Source organism: Arthrobacter sp. zg.Y820, assembly GCF_030125555.1.
In the GTDB taxonomy this organism is placed as follows: domain Bacteria; phylum Actinomycetota; class Actinomycetes; order Actinomycetales; family Micrococcaceae; genus Arthrobacter_B.
The window spans coordinates 45,838-60,271 of record NZ_JASKLX010000003.1; the positions used below are offsets into that span (position 1 = coordinate 45,838).

The window sequence follows — 14,434 nt, forward strand, 5'->3', positions numbered from 1 at the left end:
CTCTCCCGTGACTACCACCTATAACTGCACTGACCCGGACGGCCTGAGCGAGGGCCTGGCCAAGGCCCAGCAGGCCATAGCCGCCAAGCAGTGCGTGGTCCTGCCAACCGATACCGTCTACGGGATCGGCGCTGACGCCTTTTCGCCGCAGGCTGTTGCCACCCTGCTGGCCGCCAAGGGCCGCGGCCGGTCAATGCCGCCGCCCGTGCTGATTCCCCGGATGCAGACGATGGAGGGGCTGGCCGTGGACATCTCGGACGACGCGCGTGCTCTCGCCGAGGCGTTCTGGCCCGGCGGGCTGACCCTGATCTTCCATTCCCAGCCGTCCCTGACCTGGGACCTGGGAGACACGATGGGCACCGTGGCGCTGCGGATGCCCGATGACCGCATCGCGCTGGAGCTGCTGGCGCTGACCGGCCCGATGGCAGTCTCCTCGGCGAACCGCACCGGAAACCCCGCAGCCCAGAGCGCCGCCGAGGCGCGGACGCAGCTGGCCGAATCCGTGGAGGTCTACCTCGAAGCGGGCCACCGGCCTGAGCAGGGCGCCTCCGGTGTGCCCTCGACCATCGTGGACGCCACCTCGGAAATCCTCCGCGTGGTTCGCCCCGGCGCGATCAGCCTGGAGCAGCTCCAGGCGGTCGTGCCCGGAGTTCAGGGACCGGCAGAGGACGCCGTTTAGCGGGAAACCCGTTCGGGAAGTCTCTCCGAAGCCTGGTAGCCGGCCGGTTCGCTGTTCTGCAGCGAGCTCAGGATCTCCTGCACCCGGGGTTCGGGGACACTGCCGGTGGCCTCGGCCCAGCCCGCAACCTGCCGCTGGCCGAACCACATCATCTCCAGCCGGCGCAGCGGACCGTGCAGCCGCTCACCGGCGAGGCCGGAGAGCCGGTAGCCGCACCACAGCGCGCTCCGGCACAGCCACGCGGGCAGGCGGACCGGCTTGCGGCCGCCCGCCGCCTCGAGCACTCCGGCCACCGTCGAGCGTTCCCACGGCTGCAGGACGACGGCGGGGACATCCCCGGCGTAGGACCCAACGGTCGTGATGAACTCCACCAGGGCATCCACGGAGCTGACCGGGGACGGGGCGGTCCCGTCGCCTGCGACCGAGGCCAGCGGAGAGGCCGCCAGGCGGGCGAGCTTGGCGGTGGTGGGACGCTGCAGCCCCTGCACCGACGTCGCCCGGATCGTCACGGCACTGCAGCCGCCGCCGGTGCGTTCCGCGAGGGCACGCTCGCCCAGCGCCTTGGACCGGGAGTAGGCCGAAAACGGCTGCACGTAGCCGGTTTCGTCCAGGTACGGGCGGTGGCCCTGGACGGCGGCACTGCTGAGGTGCACAAAGCGCCGGAGCCCGGCGGAATCTGCCGCGTCGGCGATGACAAGCGGCAGCAGCGAGTTGGCTCCGCGCAGGGCGGGGGAGTCCGTTCCCCCGGGCGTGGCCAGCCCGGCCGCGTTGACAACCACCCGGGCGCCCGTGAAGGCGGCGGCAAGCTCCGCCCGCACCGCCTCCAGGGCGGCGGCCTCAGCGAGCAGCCCCGCTGCATCCTGCGCAGATGACTCCAGCCGCGGTGCCTGGACAGTCCGCACCGTGATGCCGGCTTCCCGCAGGCCGGCGCAGACGGCTGCGCCGATAAAACCTGTGGAGCCCAGCACCACCCAAACGGATGCCGGGGGATCGGCCTGCTGCTGAACTGCGGATGCCTGCGGTGAAGAGAGGTGCTGCGTCAAACCTGATGTTTCCGATCGTGGTGGGGAAGGTCCTCAAGCGGCGGCAGGGGCTGCCATGATTCATCGTGCATGATGGCACGGCTTTCGCGCCAACCGCGCCACAGGCTGCCCACGCCGGAAATGCGGTGCTCCACGGCAAGCAGCCGCAGCACCTCCTTGCCGGCGGTCAGCAGGGTGCCCAGGGCGAAGCCTGCGCGGGAATACCTGCCGTGGGCGAGGAGATACTGGGCGGTGTGCCCGCGGTTGCGCATGGAGTAGAACCGGCTGAGGTCGCTGGAGTCGTTCAGGTGGCGGATGCCCAGGTCAATCTGCTTCTGCGGGCGGACCTTCTGCAGCACGAAGTCGTTGACGTACACCACGTCCGTCAGCCGCGAGGCAAGCCAGCCGTAGATTTCGTCGTCGCCGTTGATGAAGTACCGCGCATCCGGCAGCCCGATCCGGCGGACCAGGTCGGCGGAGATCAGCATGCCTTCGAAACAGCCCACGTTGGTGGAGAAAACCGGCGTATCCCGGAAGACGTTGCCGCGGATGGGAACGTGGATGCCAAGGAACGGCAGGAAGCGGTGCTGCCAAAAAAACGGACTGCCCGCGTCATCCAGGCGCCGGCCGTGGATGCACTGGTACGTGCCGGTCCACTTGATGAGGGCGGCCACCGCACCGGGAAGGACCACGACGTCGTCGTCCATCACCCACAGCCATGACGCACCCTCGGCGAGGGCCCGCTCCACGCCGGCGGAAAACCCGCCGGCGCCTCCGGCGTTGACCGGCAGCCGGAGGTTCACCACCGGCATCGGCAGCCGGGAAGCCGCCGCGCTGATGATGGCCTGGGTGTCATCGGTGCTGGCGTTGTCCACCACGATGATCCGCTCCGGCGCCGGATCCAGCGCAGCCACCGAATCCAGCAGGCCGCGCAGGTAACCGGCCCGGTTAAACGTGGTGATGACCAGTGTCAGGGCGGTTCCGGGCACTGAGAGGTCGGAGCCGCTCATCAGAAACCGAAGTCCGACGGCGGGCCGAAACGGCCGCGCATGCCCGCGGTGTAGGCACGGAACCAGGCGGCAAAGCCACGCGGATCGCGCGTCTTGGCAAAGTGGATGGGATAACCCGCGGCGTCGGCTGCGAAGGAGCGCAGGCGCTTGTATTTCCAGGTCAGGTGGCCGCGGTTGCGGTAGAAGTAGAACTGTTTAAAGGCATTTTCGGGGACCAGCACGTGCAGCCGTTCCCCTGCCACCGGCTTGACCTCGGCCCAGGCGGCGGGATGGGTCAGCGCGACGGAGGTGACGGTGCCGAACCGCACGCCCGCACGGCGCAGCCGAATCATGAAGTCGGTTTCGTCACCCCGGATGAAGAGCCGCAGGTCCGGCAGGCCGACACGGAAGAACACGTCGGTGCGGATCAGCGCACCGTTGAAAAAATGCCCGATGTCGGGGATGAAGCCCAGTTTCTCCACCGCAGCGCGGTCGTGCGTGAGCTTGCCGTCCAGGCGGAAGTGAAAGGACAGGGTGTCGGGGTGTCCCGGAGCGACCACCAGGGGCAGGACAACATCGACGTTGTGTTCCCGTGCGGCCTCGAGCAGGGTCGACAGGCAGTGCGGATCCTCCGGATGGGCGTCGTCGTCCATGATCCAGATCCAGTCCGCGCCGGAGGCCATGGCCGACAGGATGGCCAGCGAAAAACCGCCGGCACCGCCCAGATTTGTGTTGGAGCGGATGTACGTGACGTTCGCCGCCGATGCTTCAGCGATATCCTGAACCGGAGACTTGCCGGAATCCACCAAGGAAACTGACGTAATGTTGCCGCTTTGGGCAGCCAGTGAGCCCAGCAGGGTGGACACGTCGTCGGGACGGTCGAACGTTACAGCTGCTACGGCCACGGTGTCCGGCAAAATGATCCTTTCGGGGCAACCCGGATGAGCGGCCCAAGCCGAACGGAGAAGGGTGTGCAGTTAGAATGCTGATGAGATTCCAGTCTATTACACCGGATTCTTCCGAACTGTGTTTCAACCACCGAGAAGAGAACCGGGGAACCACCCGTTGAGGATTATGAGGCAGACAAGCACGGACGAGCGCGGTCCCATCCGCGACGAAAAGCCTGCGCTGTGGCTGTGGTCGCAGTACATCCTGGACTCGCTGGCGTGGATCGTGGCCATCGTCCTGGCGCTGGTGCTCCGGTACGAGCTCACGGTGGACCAGATCAATCCCGGGGGCGTCGCCGTCTTCTGCGGGGCCGCCGTGCTGGTCCAGCTGATCGTCGGCTATTCCTTCGCGCTGTACCGCGGCCGCTACAGTTTCGGCAGCTTCCACGAGATGCGCCTGCTTGCCATCGTCACCCTGGTGGTTGCCGCCATCCTGGTCCTGGTCAGCGCACTCTTCGGCCTGGCCATCGACATCCCGCGAAGCACCGGAATGATTGCCTTCCCGTTCGCCTGCTTGTTCATGGCAGCCATGCGTTACCTCAAGCGCATGTACGTCGAGGGCAAGGCACGCCCCGGCGATGAGGCCTCCCGCACGCTGGTGTACGGCGCCGGATTCCTGGGCAGTTCCCTCGTGACCCGCATGATGAAGGACCCGGAATCTCCTTACTATCCGGTGGGGCTGATCGACGATGATCCGGCCAAGAAGCACCTGCGCCTGTCCACGGTGCCCGTGCTTGGAAAACTCGAAGACCTGCGCGAAATCGTGCAGCGCACCCGTGCCACCGTCCTGATCATCGCGATCGCCGACGTCGAAGCCCGCCAGGTGCGGCTGGTCACCGACCGCGCCGAAGGACTGGACCTGCGCGTGCTGGTGCTGCCGCCGCTGAAGGACATGCTGAGCAAGGGCGCCGGGGCCGGACTGACCGACTTCCGCGAGGTTGCCGTCGAGGACCTCATCGGGCGCCGCCCCGTGGACATCCATGTGGAGGAAGTTGCCGGCTACCTGACCGGCCGCAAGGTGCTGGTCACCGGTGCCGGCGGTTCCATCGGCTCCGAGCTGTGCCGCCAGATCACGGCCTTCGACCCCGCGGAGCTGATCATGGTGGACCGGGACGAGACGGGCCTTCAGCTCACTCAGCTGTCCATCACCGGCCACGGACTGCTCAACGGCAAGGACACCGTCCTTGCCGACATCCGGGACCCCGACGCCCTGGAACAGATCTTCTCCGACCGCCGGCCCGACGTCGTTTTCCACGCCGCCGCGCTCAAGCACGTCTCGCTCCTGGAGCAGTATCCGCAGGAGGCCTGGAAGACCAACGTGCTGGGAACCGCGAATGTCCTGCGCGCGGCCAAAAAGGCCAAGGTCAAATACTTTGTGAACATCTCCACCGACAAGGCGGCGAATCCCACCACTGTGCTGGGGCACTCCAAGCGCGTGGCCGAGAAGCTCACCGCCTGGATGGCCGACAGCAGCGGCGAACGCTATGTGTCGGTGCGGTTCGGCAACGTCATCGGCAGCCGTGGCTCCATGCTGCCGCTGTTCACCGAACAGATCCGCCAGGGCGGGCCGCTGACCGTGACGGACCCCGAGGTCACCCGCTTCTTCATGACCATTCCCGAGGCCTGCCAGCTGGTGATCCAGGCGGGTGCGATCGGACGCGGCGGTGAAGTGCTGATCCTTGACATGGGCGAGCCCGTGAAGATCCTGGACGTCGCCCGGCGGATGATCGACATGTCCGGCAAGGACATTGAAATTGTGTTCACCGGGCTTCGGCAGGGTGAAAAGCTGCACGAAATCCTGGTCGGGACGGGCGAAGACGACTCACGTCCGCTGCACCCGAAGATCTCCCACACGGCAGTCGACGAGCTCAACCCCTCGGACCTGCGGTTCGAGGACTGGCTGCACAAGTGCGGCGTGGACTCCCACGGAGAGGTCCTGCCCCCGGTCACGGGCATCGGGGGAGTGCCCGGGGCAGCGCACGGGGGAGTGTCCGCCGAGCGGGCCCGCGTGCATCCGTTCAACGGCGGCACGGCGGAACGGCGGACGGGCTGATGCTGCTGGCCCTGTGTGTCGGTGCAGCCTTCCTGGTGAGCCTGCTGCTTCCCTTCGCCTTCATACCCCTGCTGCGCCGGCTTGGTGTCCTGGACATCCCGAACGAGCGCTCCTCCCACACCAAGGAGATTATCCGCGGCGTCGGCGTGACCATCGCCGCAGGCGTCCTGCTGGGGCTGATGCTGTCCCTGTTGACCGGCCTGGTGGCCGTTGACCGCTCGATTGTGCTCATCCTGATCGTGATCATCGCGTCGGCGTCCCTGCTCGGCTGGATTGAGGACTTCCGCGGCCTGTCCGTCCGGCTGCGCGCCGGACTGCAGCTGGCGCTCGGAGTCCTGGGCACCACGGCACTGGTGTGGACCATGGAGCAGAGCTACTGGTGGGTGCCCGTGGGGGCGCTGGCCATCGCCGCCTACATCAACGTCGCCAACTTCATGGACGGCGTCAACGGCATCTCGGGGCTGCACGGAATCACCGTGGGAGTCCTGTACGCCGTCGGCGGTCTGCTCAGCGACCACGTCTGGATGACAGTTGCCGGAGCAGTCACCGCCGCCGCCTTTGCCGCTTTCCTGCCGTGGAACCTGGGCCGCGGATCGGTGTTCATGGGCGACGTCGGCAGCTACCTCCTGGGAGCATCGATTGCCGGCACCGCGGTGGCCGCCTTCCTCGCCGGCGTCAACGTGGAGTATCTGCTCTTCCCGATCCTCATCTACTTGGCTGACACCTTTTCCACCCTCCTGATGCGCATCAGCCGGGGAGAGCGCTGGTACGCGGCGCACCGCCAACACGTCTATCAGCGACTGACGGACGCGGGGCTCAGCCATCTGCAGTCGGCGGCCGTGGTCACCGTGTGCACCCTGCTGACGGGGACGGCGGGGCTGGTTGTGGCCGGCGCCGGCGATGTGCTCAAAGTCGCCGTGACCCTGTTCGCACTGGCGGTGGTGGTGTTTTACCTGCTGTCGCCCCGGATCTTCGACCGGCAGCGCACCCGCGTGTGAGCCTGCATGACGCGCACGGCCGGCGGCAACTTCTATGTGTTGTAGAATTTCTTCTGTCGCGGATTCCCGCGCCGCAGCTCCCACCCGCACCGGCCCGAAGGATGTCCCAAGAGTTATGAGCCCCGCAGACGGTGCCCTGACTGGACGTCCCCTTGTCGCCTCCGGACCCACTTCGAATCCCTGGCTCGGTATCTTCCGAGCCTCAATGAAGTGGACGGGAATGCTGGTTGTCGTTCTCGGCGCGGCTTCCTTAATTGCTGCCGGCACCACGGGCCTCGGCAGCGTGCTGTTCGGCTGGGCGCTCGTCGCGGCGTTCAGCGGCGTCAGCCTCCTGATCGTCCATGTAGTGGGCCGCGACAATCCGCACGGCGCCATGGCAATGTTCGCTTTGATCTACATCGTCAAAGTGGTCCTCTTCGCCGCGGTGCTGTTTATGATCGGCAGGCCCGCGTGGCTGGACGCCACGTGGTTCTTCACCGCCGCCATCCTCACCGTGGTGGTGTGGCAGATCGCGGAAATTCGTGCCTTCTCCCGGATTCGTTTCCAGCTTTACGACGACGAGCCGCAGCCGACGCCTGCGCCGGCCCGGGAACCATCTTCAGTAAAAGGGGAAAAGGATGTCTGAAAAACCCGGGTTCGACCCCGAGTCCACGTACGACTCCGGCATGCGCGTCTTCAGCTATATCATTGGCGGGATCGTCGCCTGGGGTTTGGTAGGGTGGTTTTTGGACAATCTGTTCGAGACCCAGTGGTTGGTGCTCGTCGGCATTCTTTTCGGAGCCGCCGCCGGATTTTACCTGACCAAAGTGCACGGCCTGACCGGAAGCAAACCTGCGAAAGCCAGCGTCGGCCCTCCAGCCCACGACCGTGAAGAAGCCGAACAGTAATGCCAAAGATTTTAGACCGGGCAACTACCCTTGCCCCGATTCACACGCCCGATGAAGGACACAGCAGAGAGGAAACGCGTTGATCGCGCTTGCACTCCCGGCCACTAATGAAGGTGGATTCGTTCCGCCGGCCATTTCAGATATGCACCTCCCTGAGATTTTCCCGTGGGGCGCCGAATACGGTACCGGTGTTGGCAAGCAGATGCTGCTGGTCATCATCTCAGTTGTCATCATCGCTGTGTTCTTTATTCTTGCTTCCCGCAAGGGAAAGCTCGTGCCGGGACGCCTGCAGTTCCTGGGCGAATGGGGTTACGGCTTCGTCCGTAACAGCATCGCCAAGGACGTAATCGGCGAGCGGGACTTCCTTAAGTTCGTTCCGTTCCTCTTCGCACTGTTCTTCTTTATTGTTGTCAACAACATTTACGGTGCCATTCCGTTCATCCAGCTGCCCAGCTTCTCCCACCCGGGCGGAGCGTACCTGCTGGCAGCAATCGTCTACGTGACGTGGATCGGTGTTGGCATCAAGAAGCACGGTATGAAGTACTTCGTGAAGGCGACGGTTCCGTCCGGCGTGCCGTGGTACATCCTCCCCGTTCTGGTTCCGATCGAGATCATCTCCAACTTCCTGGTCCGGCCGATCACGCACAGCCTGCGTCTGTTCGCCACCATGATGTCCGGACACTTGATCATCATGCTCGCCGGCGCCGGCATCGAATACCTCCTGGTCCTCCAGGACAACATCCTGCTCCAGGCCTCCTCGGTGCTGGTTCTAGGCGGCGGTATCGCCATGTACATGCTTGAAGCACTGATCATGGTGCTCCAGGCCTACGTTTTCACTCTGCTGACCGCCATTTACATCCAGGGCGCGCTGGCAGACGATCACTAAGCTTTCCCTCCGGGAAACCTAAGCTTCCCCTCGGGGAAACCCCAAGCAACCTGCCCTTCAGGGCATCTTGAAAGGAAAAAACACATGGAAATCGAAGGTAGCCTCAACGCAATCGGCTATGGCCTCTCCGCAATCGGCGGCGCAATCGGCGTGGGCCTCGTCTTCTTCGCTTACATCAGCGGCGTTGCACGCCAGCCGGAGGCACAGCGTGTACTCCAGCCGATCGCATTCCTGGGTCTGGCACTGACCGAAGCCCTCGCTATCCTTGGTCTGGTTCTCGCGTTCATTGTCTAGTCCGAACCGACTGACCCACCAAGCAGATAGGACGGGTGCATTATGGATCAGGTAGTCATGTTGGCAGCCTCTGAAGGCGCCAGCCCCCTGATGCCCAACATCTGGGAAATCCTGGTGACGGGAATCAGTTTCGCCATACTGATGTTCATCGTCGTCAAGTTTGTGGTGCCGGCCTTCGAGAAGACGTTTGCGGAGCGCACGGAAGCCATCGAAGGCAACATTGCCAAGGCCGAAAAGGCCCAGGCAGAAGCCAGCGCAGCGCTGGTCGAATACAAGGCACAGCTTTCCGATGCCCGGGCAGAAGCCAACGCCATCCGCGAAGAAGCACGCGCTGAAGGCGCCCAGATCCTCGCGGAGCTGAAGGCCAAGGCCGCTGCTGAGTCCGCACGGATCACCGAGCAGGCACAGGTGCAGATCGCTGCAGAGCGGCAGGCGGCTGTTACGTCGCTCCGCGCTGAGGTCGGCACACTGGCAACCGAGCTGGCCGGACGCATCATCGGCGAGACGCTTGAGGATGACGCCCGCGCCGCACGCGTGGTGGACCGTTTCCTTGGGGAACTGGAAAACGAGAACGCAGGTGCAGCTAGGTAATGGCAGGAGTATCGAGCGAATCACTGGCCGTGGCGCAGAAGCAGCTGGAAGCCAAGCTTCCGTTTGCTTCGCTGTCACTGGCAGAGGAACTCTTTGGAATCCTGGGCGTTCTCGACAGCAGCGCCGGTATCCGGCGTGCGCTGACCGATCCCGCCCGTCAAAGCGATGCCAAGGCGGCGCTGGTTGCACAGCTGGTACGCGGCAAGGTTTCGGCAGACGCCGAGGCCATTGTTGCTGATCTGGTCTCCTCGCGTTGGCGGTCTCCGCGTGACTTGGGTGATGCGCTCGAGGAACTGGCTGCCACTGTTGTTTCAGCAACGGCAGAAAACCGCGGATCGGGTCTTGCAGGCCTAGACGCCTTGGAAGACGACCTGATCCGGTTCCGCCGGGCAGTCGCTTCCAGCCACGAACTTCAGCGGGCTTTGTCCGAGCCGCAGGCATCGCCTGAGGCAAAGGTCATTCTGGCGCAGAAGCTGGTGCCCGGGGCAAGCCCCGAAGCACTGGTACTGATCCGCCAGGCAGTCACGCATCCGCGCGGCCTGAAGCCCAGTGCCCTCGTGGCACGCTTCCTGGATCTCGTTGCCGGGCGCCAGAAGCGCTGGATTGCCGAGGTTCGGGCCGCCCGTCCGTTGACCCAAGAGCAGCTTTCGCGTCTGCAGTCCTCTCTTAATGGACTCTACGGCCGTGAGTTGAAGATCAACGCCGACGTTGAACCGTCACTGATCGGCGGCGTGCGGATCGCAGTGGGAGACGAGATACTGGATTCATCAGTAGTTTCCCGTCTGTCCGACCTCCGTCGGAAGCTCGCGGTCTAGCCGTCCCGCGGGACGGTTGAGACCAGTTCAGATCATTTGAGAATTAATCACGGTCATCGGCACCAAGCGATGATCACAACACAGGAGAGCAGGGACTGCAGATGGCCGAATTGACCATCAACGCCGACGACGTCCGTAATGCGTTGAACGAATTTGCGGCGTCCTACGAACCCGGAAACGCAGAGCGCGTTGAAGTTGGCCGCGTAACAACCGCCAGCGACGGCATTGCCCGTGTGGAGGGCCTGCCCTCCGTCATGGCGAACGAGCTGCTTCGGTTCGAGGACGGCACACTGGGCCTCGCCCAGAACCTTGACACCCGTGAAATCGGTGTCGTTGTACTCGGCGACTTCGCCGGGATCGAAGAAGGCCAGGAAGTTCACCGCACCGGTGAAGTCCTGTCCGTACCTGTCGGGGACAACTTCCTCGGCCGCGTTGTCGACCCGCTGGGCGAGCCGATGGATGACCTGGGCCCGATCGAGGCCGAGGGACGCCGCGCACTGGAACTTCAGGCGCCGGGCGTAACCCAGCGCAAGTCGGTACACGAACCGCTTCAGACCGGTCTCAAGGCTATCGACGCCATGATTCCGATTGGCCGCGGACAGCGCCAGCTGATCATCGGTGACCGCAAGACGGGTAAGACCGCCATTGCCGTTGACGCCATCCTTAACCAGAAGGCGAACTGGGACTCCGGAGATGTTCAGAAGCAGGTGCGCTGCATTTATGTAGCCATCGGCCAGAAGGCATCGACCGTTGCTGAAATCAAGCGCACCCTCGAAGACAAGGGCGCAATGGAGTACACCACCATTGTTGCTTCCCCCGCTTCGGACCCCGCCGGTTTCAAGTACCTGGCTCCCTACGCCGGTTCGGCCATTGGCCAGCACTGGATGTACGGCGGCAAGCATGTACTGATCATCTTTGATGACCTGTCCAAGCAGGCCGAAGCCTACCGCGCCGTATCCCTGCTGCTCCGGCGCCCGCCGGGACGCGAAGCTTACCCGGGCGATGTGTTCTACTTGCACTCCCGCCTGCTGGAACGCTGCGCGAAGCTCTCCGATGAGCTCGGTGCCGGTTCGATGACGGGCCTGCCCATCATCGAGACCAAGGCAAATGACGTGTCGGCGTACATCCCGACCAACGTCATCTCCATCACCGATGGTCAGATCTTCCTGCAGTCGGACCTCTTCAACGCCAACCAGCGCCCCGCCGTCGACGTCGGTATTTCCGTCTCGCGCGTCGGTGGAGCTGCTCAGCAGAAGGCCATGAAGAAGGTCTCCGGTACTTTGAAGCTGGAACTGGCCCAGTACCGCGACATGCAGGCATTCTCCATGTTTGCTTCGGACCTCGATGCAGCCACCCGCCAGCAGCTCACCCGCGGTGCGCGTCTGATGGAACTCCTCAAGCAGGGTCAGTACGCTCCGTACCCCGTTGAAGAGCAGGTTGTTTCGATCTGGGCCGGCACCAACGGCTACCTGGACGATGTTCCCGTGGAAGATGTTCTCCGCTTTGAAGGCGAGTTCATCGACCACCTGAAGCACAGCACCTCGGTGCTGACCACCCTGGCGCAGACGGGCAAGCTTGAGGACTCCACTGTGGAGGAACTCAAGAAGCGCGTAGTCGCGTTCAAGGAAGGATTCTTCGGCGAAGGAGACAACCACATGGTTGCCGCCGGCCACGAAGAGTACGCAGCCTTGGGCGAAGACGCTGTTGACCAGGAAAAGATCGTCAAGCAGAAGCGCTAGCGGCTCTTCGTTCCGCGTCCGGATCATCTGATCCGGACGCGGAACCCTTGCCAAAGCCTTAGCCCCTAGTAGAACGCTAGGAACTGAAAGGAAAAGTATGGGAGCCCAAATTCGGGTCTACCGTCAGAAGATCGCTTCGACGACGTCGATGCAGAAGATCTTCAAGGCGATGGAGCTGATTGCTGCCTCTCGCATTGGAAAGGCACGCACCCGTGTGGCTGCGTCATTGCCGTATTCCAATGCGATCACCCGTGCCGTTTCTGCTGTGGCGTCCCAGTCGGAAATCGATCACCCGCTGACTACCGAGCCGGAGCAAATCCGCCGGGCAGCCATGGTGGTTCTGACTTCCGACCGCGGTCTTGCTGGTTCGTACTCCGCCAGTGTGCTGAAGCAAAGCGAATCCTTGGCCGAACTGCTCCGTGAAGAGGGCAAAGAGGTCAAGACCTACCTGGTGGGACGTAAGGCGCAGGCCTACTACGACTTCCGTGAGCGCGAAGCTGCGCGTGTCTGGACCGGAAACACCGATGCACCGGACTTTGAAACAGCCCGCGAAATCGGCCAGGCACTTCTTGATGACTTCAACACTGACTACGAAGACGGCGGCGTGGATGAAATCCACATTGTCTACACGCGCTTCAAGTCGATGGTTGTCCAGGAACCCACGGTGATCCGCCTGCTTCCGCTGGAAGTAGTCGAGGAAGAAGCACAGTCCGAGACTGAGCTGCTGCCTCTCTACGAGTACGAGCCCGAGCCCGAAAAGGTTCTTGACGCACTGCTGCCGCGCTACATCGAGTCGCGCATCTTCGCAGCCATGCTTCAGGCAGCCGCTTCCGAGCTCGCCGCCCGCCAGCGCGCAATGAAGTCCGCAGGGGACAACGCCTCCGACCTTATTAAGAAGTACACGCGACTTCGCAATAACGCCCGCCAGGCCGAGATCACCCAGGAACTGTCCGAGATCGTGGCCGGTGCCGACGCGCTCAGCGCGTCCTAGCTCCAGCCGCCAACCGGCGTAGTTCCACCAGAAGCAAACTTAGTCCACACGCCATCTAACTGAGTGAAGTGAGAGAGATGACTGCCCAAACTGTCGAGCACGGATCTAATTCCGTAGCCTCGGGTGCCACCGGCCGTATCGCCCGTGTCATCGGCCCGGTTGTCGACGTCGAATTCCCGGCTGACGCAATTCCCACCATCTACAACGCGCTGACCACCGAGCTGACGCTCAACGGTGAGACCCGCACCATTACGTTCGAAACGTCCCAGCACCTCGGCGACAACCTCGTGCGCGCCATCTCCATGCAGGCCACCGACGGCCTGGTCCGCGGCGCAGCCGTCAAGGATACCGGCGCACCGATCCATGTCCCCGTGGGCGACGGCGTCAAGGGCCACATCTTCAACGTCCTGGGCAAGCCCCTGGACGTTCGCGAAGACGAGCTCGAAATCACCGAGCACTGGCCGATCCACCGCAAGGCTCCGAACTTTGCGGACCTTGAGGGCTCCACCGAGATGCTGGAAACCGGCATCAAGGTGATCGACCTTCTCACCCCGTACATCAAGGGTGGAAAGATCGGCCTGTTCGGCGGCGCCGGTGTCGGCAAGACCGTGCTGATCCAGGAAATGATCACCCGTGTTGCCCGCAACTTCGGTGGTACGTCGGTATTCGCCGGTGTCGGCGAGCGTACCCGTGAGGGCAACGACCTCTGGGTTGAAATGGAAGAGGCAGGCGTCCTGAAGGACACCGCCCTTGTATTCGGCCAGATGGATGAGCCGCCGGGAACGCGTCTGCGCGTGGCCCTGTCCGGCCTGACCATGGCGGAGTACTTCCGCGATGTGCAGAACCAGGACGTGCTGCTCTTCATCGACAACATCTTCCGCTTCACGCAGGCAGGTTCCGAAGTTTCAACGCTTCTGGGCCGCATGCCGTCCGCCGTGGGCTACCAGCCGAACCTGGCTGACGAGATGGGTCTCCTGCAGGAGCGCATCACGTCCACCAAGGGTCACTCGATCACGTCGATGCAGGCCATTTACGTGCCTGCTGATGACTACACCGACCCGGCCCCGGCCACCACGTTCGCGCACCTGGACGCCACCACGGAACTTTCCCGTGAAATCGCCTCGCGCGGCCTGTACCCGGCCGTGGATCCGCTGACGTCCACGTCGCGCATCCTCGACCCGCAGTACGTGGGCCAGGAGCACTACGACACGGCTGTCCGCGTCAAGCAGATCCTTCAGAAGAACAAGGAACTGCAGGACATCATCGCCATCCTCGGCATCGACGAGCTGGGCGAAGAGGACAAGATTGTTGTGGCACGTGCACGCCGCATCCAGCAGTTCCTGTCGCAGAACACCTACACCGCCAAGCAGTTCACCGGCGTCGAGGGCTCCACGGTCACCATCAAGGAAACCATCGAGGGCTTCAAGGCCATCTGCGACGGCGACGTTGACCACATCGCCGAGCAGGCTTTCTTCAACGTCGGCAGCATGGACGATGTAGAGCGCAACTGGGCGAAGATCCAAGAGCAGACCGGGAAGTAAGC

At 63.6% G+C, this 14,434-nt stretch carries 15 protein-coding genes; 12 read left to right on the top strand and 3 right to left on the bottom strand.

Annotated features, from left to right (window positions below):
• Window positions 1–7: 7 nt before the first annotated feature.
• Window positions 8–679, top strand: a complete 672-nt coding sequence (locus QNN99_RS04310; protein ID WP_442860475.1) for an L-threonylcarbamoyladenylate synthase — start codon at window positions 8–10, stop codon at window positions 677–679.
• Here the strand turns inward: QNN99_RS04310 and QNN99_RS04315 are convergent.
• From QNN99_RS04315 to QNN99_RS04325, 3 genes are read right to left on the bottom strand one after another with little or no spacing between them, the layout of a single operon-like run.
• Window positions 676–1,722: an NAD-dependent epimerase/dehydratase family protein gene (locus QNN99_RS04315; RefSeq protein WP_229965202.1), complete on the bottom strand. Its 1,047-nt coding sequence runs from the start codon at window positions 1,720–1,722 to the stop codon at window positions 676–678. The genes QNN99_RS04310 and QNN99_RS04315 overlap by 4 nt on opposite strands.
• The gene (locus QNN99_RS04320; protein WP_229965203.1) at window positions 1,719–2,711 is read right to left on the bottom strand and encodes a glycosyltransferase; all 993 of its coding nucleotides are present in this window, start codon (window positions 2,709–2,711) and stop codon (window positions 1,719–1,721) included. Before QNN99_RS04320 ends, QNN99_RS04315 begins: the two co-directional genes overlap by 4 nt.
• Complete coding sequence (locus tag QNN99_RS04325; RefSeq protein ID WP_229965204.1) at window positions 2,711–3,607, bottom strand: glycosyltransferase; 897 nt, start codon at window positions 3,605–3,607, stop codon at window positions 2,711–2,713. Before QNN99_RS04325 ends, QNN99_RS04320 begins: the two co-directional genes overlap by 1 nt.
• A 157-nt stretch (window positions 3,608–3,764) precedes the next feature.
• Here QNN99_RS04325 and QNN99_RS04330 point away from each other — a divergent pair, with 157 nt between their 5' ends.
• From QNN99_RS04330 to atpD, 11 genes are all read left to right on the top strand, one after another.
• Window positions 3,765–5,690 (top strand): polysaccharide biosynthesis protein, encoded by a 1,926-nt coding sequence (locus tag QNN99_RS04330; protein WP_229965205.1) that lies wholly within the window; start codon window positions 3,765–3,767, stop codon window positions 5,688–5,690.
• Window positions 5,690–6,688, top strand: coding sequence for an MraY family glycosyltransferase (locus QNN99_RS04335; RefSeq protein WP_229965206.1), 999 nt, complete (start codon window positions 5,690–5,692; stop codon window positions 6,686–6,688). Before QNN99_RS04330 ends, QNN99_RS04335 begins: the two co-directional genes overlap by 1 nt.
• Window positions 6,689–6,803: 115 nt before the next feature.
• Complete coding sequence (locus QNN99_RS04340) at window positions 6,804–7,313, top strand: Cg1360 family ATP-synthase-associated protein (protein ID WP_502858644.1); 510 nt, start codon at window positions 6,804–6,806, stop codon at window positions 7,311–7,313.
• Complete coding sequence (locus tag QNN99_RS04345) at window positions 7,306–7,575, top strand: AtpZ/AtpI family protein (protein ID WP_229965208.1); 270 nt, start codon at window positions 7,306–7,308, stop codon at window positions 7,573–7,575. The genes QNN99_RS04340 and QNN99_RS04345 overlap by 8 nt, the downstream gene beginning before the upstream one ends.
• Before the next feature lie 79 nt (window positions 7,576–7,654).
• Window positions 7,655–8,461 carry a F0F1 ATP synthase subunit A gene (atpB, locus tag QNN99_RS04350; RefSeq protein WP_229965209.1) on the top strand — a complete coding sequence of 269 codons (807 nt, stop codon included), beginning with the start codon at window positions 7,655–7,657 and terminating at the stop codon, window positions 8,459–8,461.
• Window positions 8,462–8,545: 84 nt separating this feature from the next.
• Window positions 8,546–8,755, top strand: a complete 210-nt coding sequence (locus QNN99_RS04355; RefSeq protein ID WP_152219239.1) for an ATP synthase subunit C-like protein — start codon at window positions 8,546–8,548, stop codon at window positions 8,753–8,755.
• Between the two features lie 42 nt (window positions 8,756–8,797).
• Window positions 8,798–9,346: a F0F1 ATP synthase subunit B gene (locus QNN99_RS04360; protein ID WP_229965210.1), complete on the top strand. Its 549-nt coding sequence runs from the start codon at window positions 8,798–8,800 to the stop codon at window positions 9,344–9,346.
• Window positions 9,346–10,161 (top strand): F0F1 ATP synthase subunit delta, encoded by an 816-nt coding sequence (locus tag QNN99_RS04365; RefSeq protein WP_229965211.1) that lies wholly within the window; start codon window positions 9,346–9,348, stop codon window positions 10,159–10,161. Before QNN99_RS04360 ends, QNN99_RS04365 begins: the two co-directional genes overlap by 1 nt.
• A 101-nt stretch (window positions 10,162–10,262) precedes the next feature.
• Entirely contained in the window at window positions 10,263–11,900 is a 1,638-nt protein-coding gene (gene atpA, locus QNN99_RS04370; RefSeq protein WP_229965212.1) for a F0F1 ATP synthase subunit alpha, read from the top strand.
• Between the two features lie 97 nt (window positions 11,901–11,997).
• Window positions 11,998–12,891 (top strand): F0F1 ATP synthase subunit gamma, encoded by an 894-nt coding sequence (locus tag QNN99_RS04375; protein WP_229965213.1) that lies wholly within the window; start codon window positions 11,998–12,000, stop codon window positions 12,889–12,891.
• 77 nt (window positions 12,892–12,968) lie between these two features.
• On the top strand, window positions 12,969–14,432 hold the full coding sequence (gene atpD / locus QNN99_RS04380; protein WP_229965214.1) for a F0F1 ATP synthase subunit beta: 1,464 nt from the start codon (window positions 12,969–12,971) through the stop codon (window positions 14,430–14,432).
• Window positions 14,433–14,434: the final 2 nt, after the last annotated feature.

Bases quoted from the DNA above. Each gene is read 5' to 3' on its own strand.
- QNN99_RS04375 (WP_229965213.1), top strand. From the start codon at position 11,998: ATGGGAGCCCAAATTCGGGTCTACCGTCAGAAGATCGCTTCGACGACG.
- QNN99_RS04345 (WP_229965208.1), top strand. From the start codon at position 7,306: ATGTCTGAAAAACCCGGGTTCGACCCCGAGTCCACGTACGACTCCGGC.
- QNN99_RS04340 (WP_502858644.1), top strand. From the start codon at position 6,804: ATGAGCCCCGCAGACGGTGCCCTGACTGGACGTCCCCTTGTCGCCTCC.
- QNN99_RS04320 (WP_229965203.1), bottom strand. From the start codon at position 2,711: ATGAGCGGCTCCGACCTCTCAGTGCCCGGAACCGCCCTGACACTGGTC.
- QNN99_RS04330 (WP_229965205.1), top strand. From the start codon at position 3,765: ATGAGGCAGACAAGCACGGACGAGCGCGGTCCCATCCGCGACGAAAAG.
- atpD (WP_229965214.1), top strand. From the start codon at position 12,969: ATGACTGCCCAAACTGTCGAGCACGGATCTAATTCCGTAGCCTCGGGT.
- atpA (WP_229965212.1), top strand. From the start codon at position 10,263: ATGGCCGAATTGACCATCAACGCCGACGACGTCCGTAATGCGTTGAAC.
- QNN99_RS04360 (WP_229965210.1), top strand. From the start codon at position 8,798: ATGGATCAGGTAGTCATGTTGGCAGCCTCTGAAGGCGCCAGCCCCCTG.
- QNN99_RS04355 (WP_152219239.1), top strand. From the start codon at position 8,546: ATGGAAATCGAAGGTAGCCTCAACGCAATCGGCTATGGCCTCTCCGCA.
- QNN99_RS04335 (WP_229965206.1), top strand. From the start codon at position 5,690: ATGCTGCTGGCCCTGTGTGTCGGTGCAGCCTTCCTGGTGAGCCTGCTG.
- QNN99_RS04365 (WP_229965211.1), top strand. From the start codon at position 9,346: ATGGCAGGAGTATCGAGCGAATCACTGGCCGTGGCGCAGAAGCAGCTG.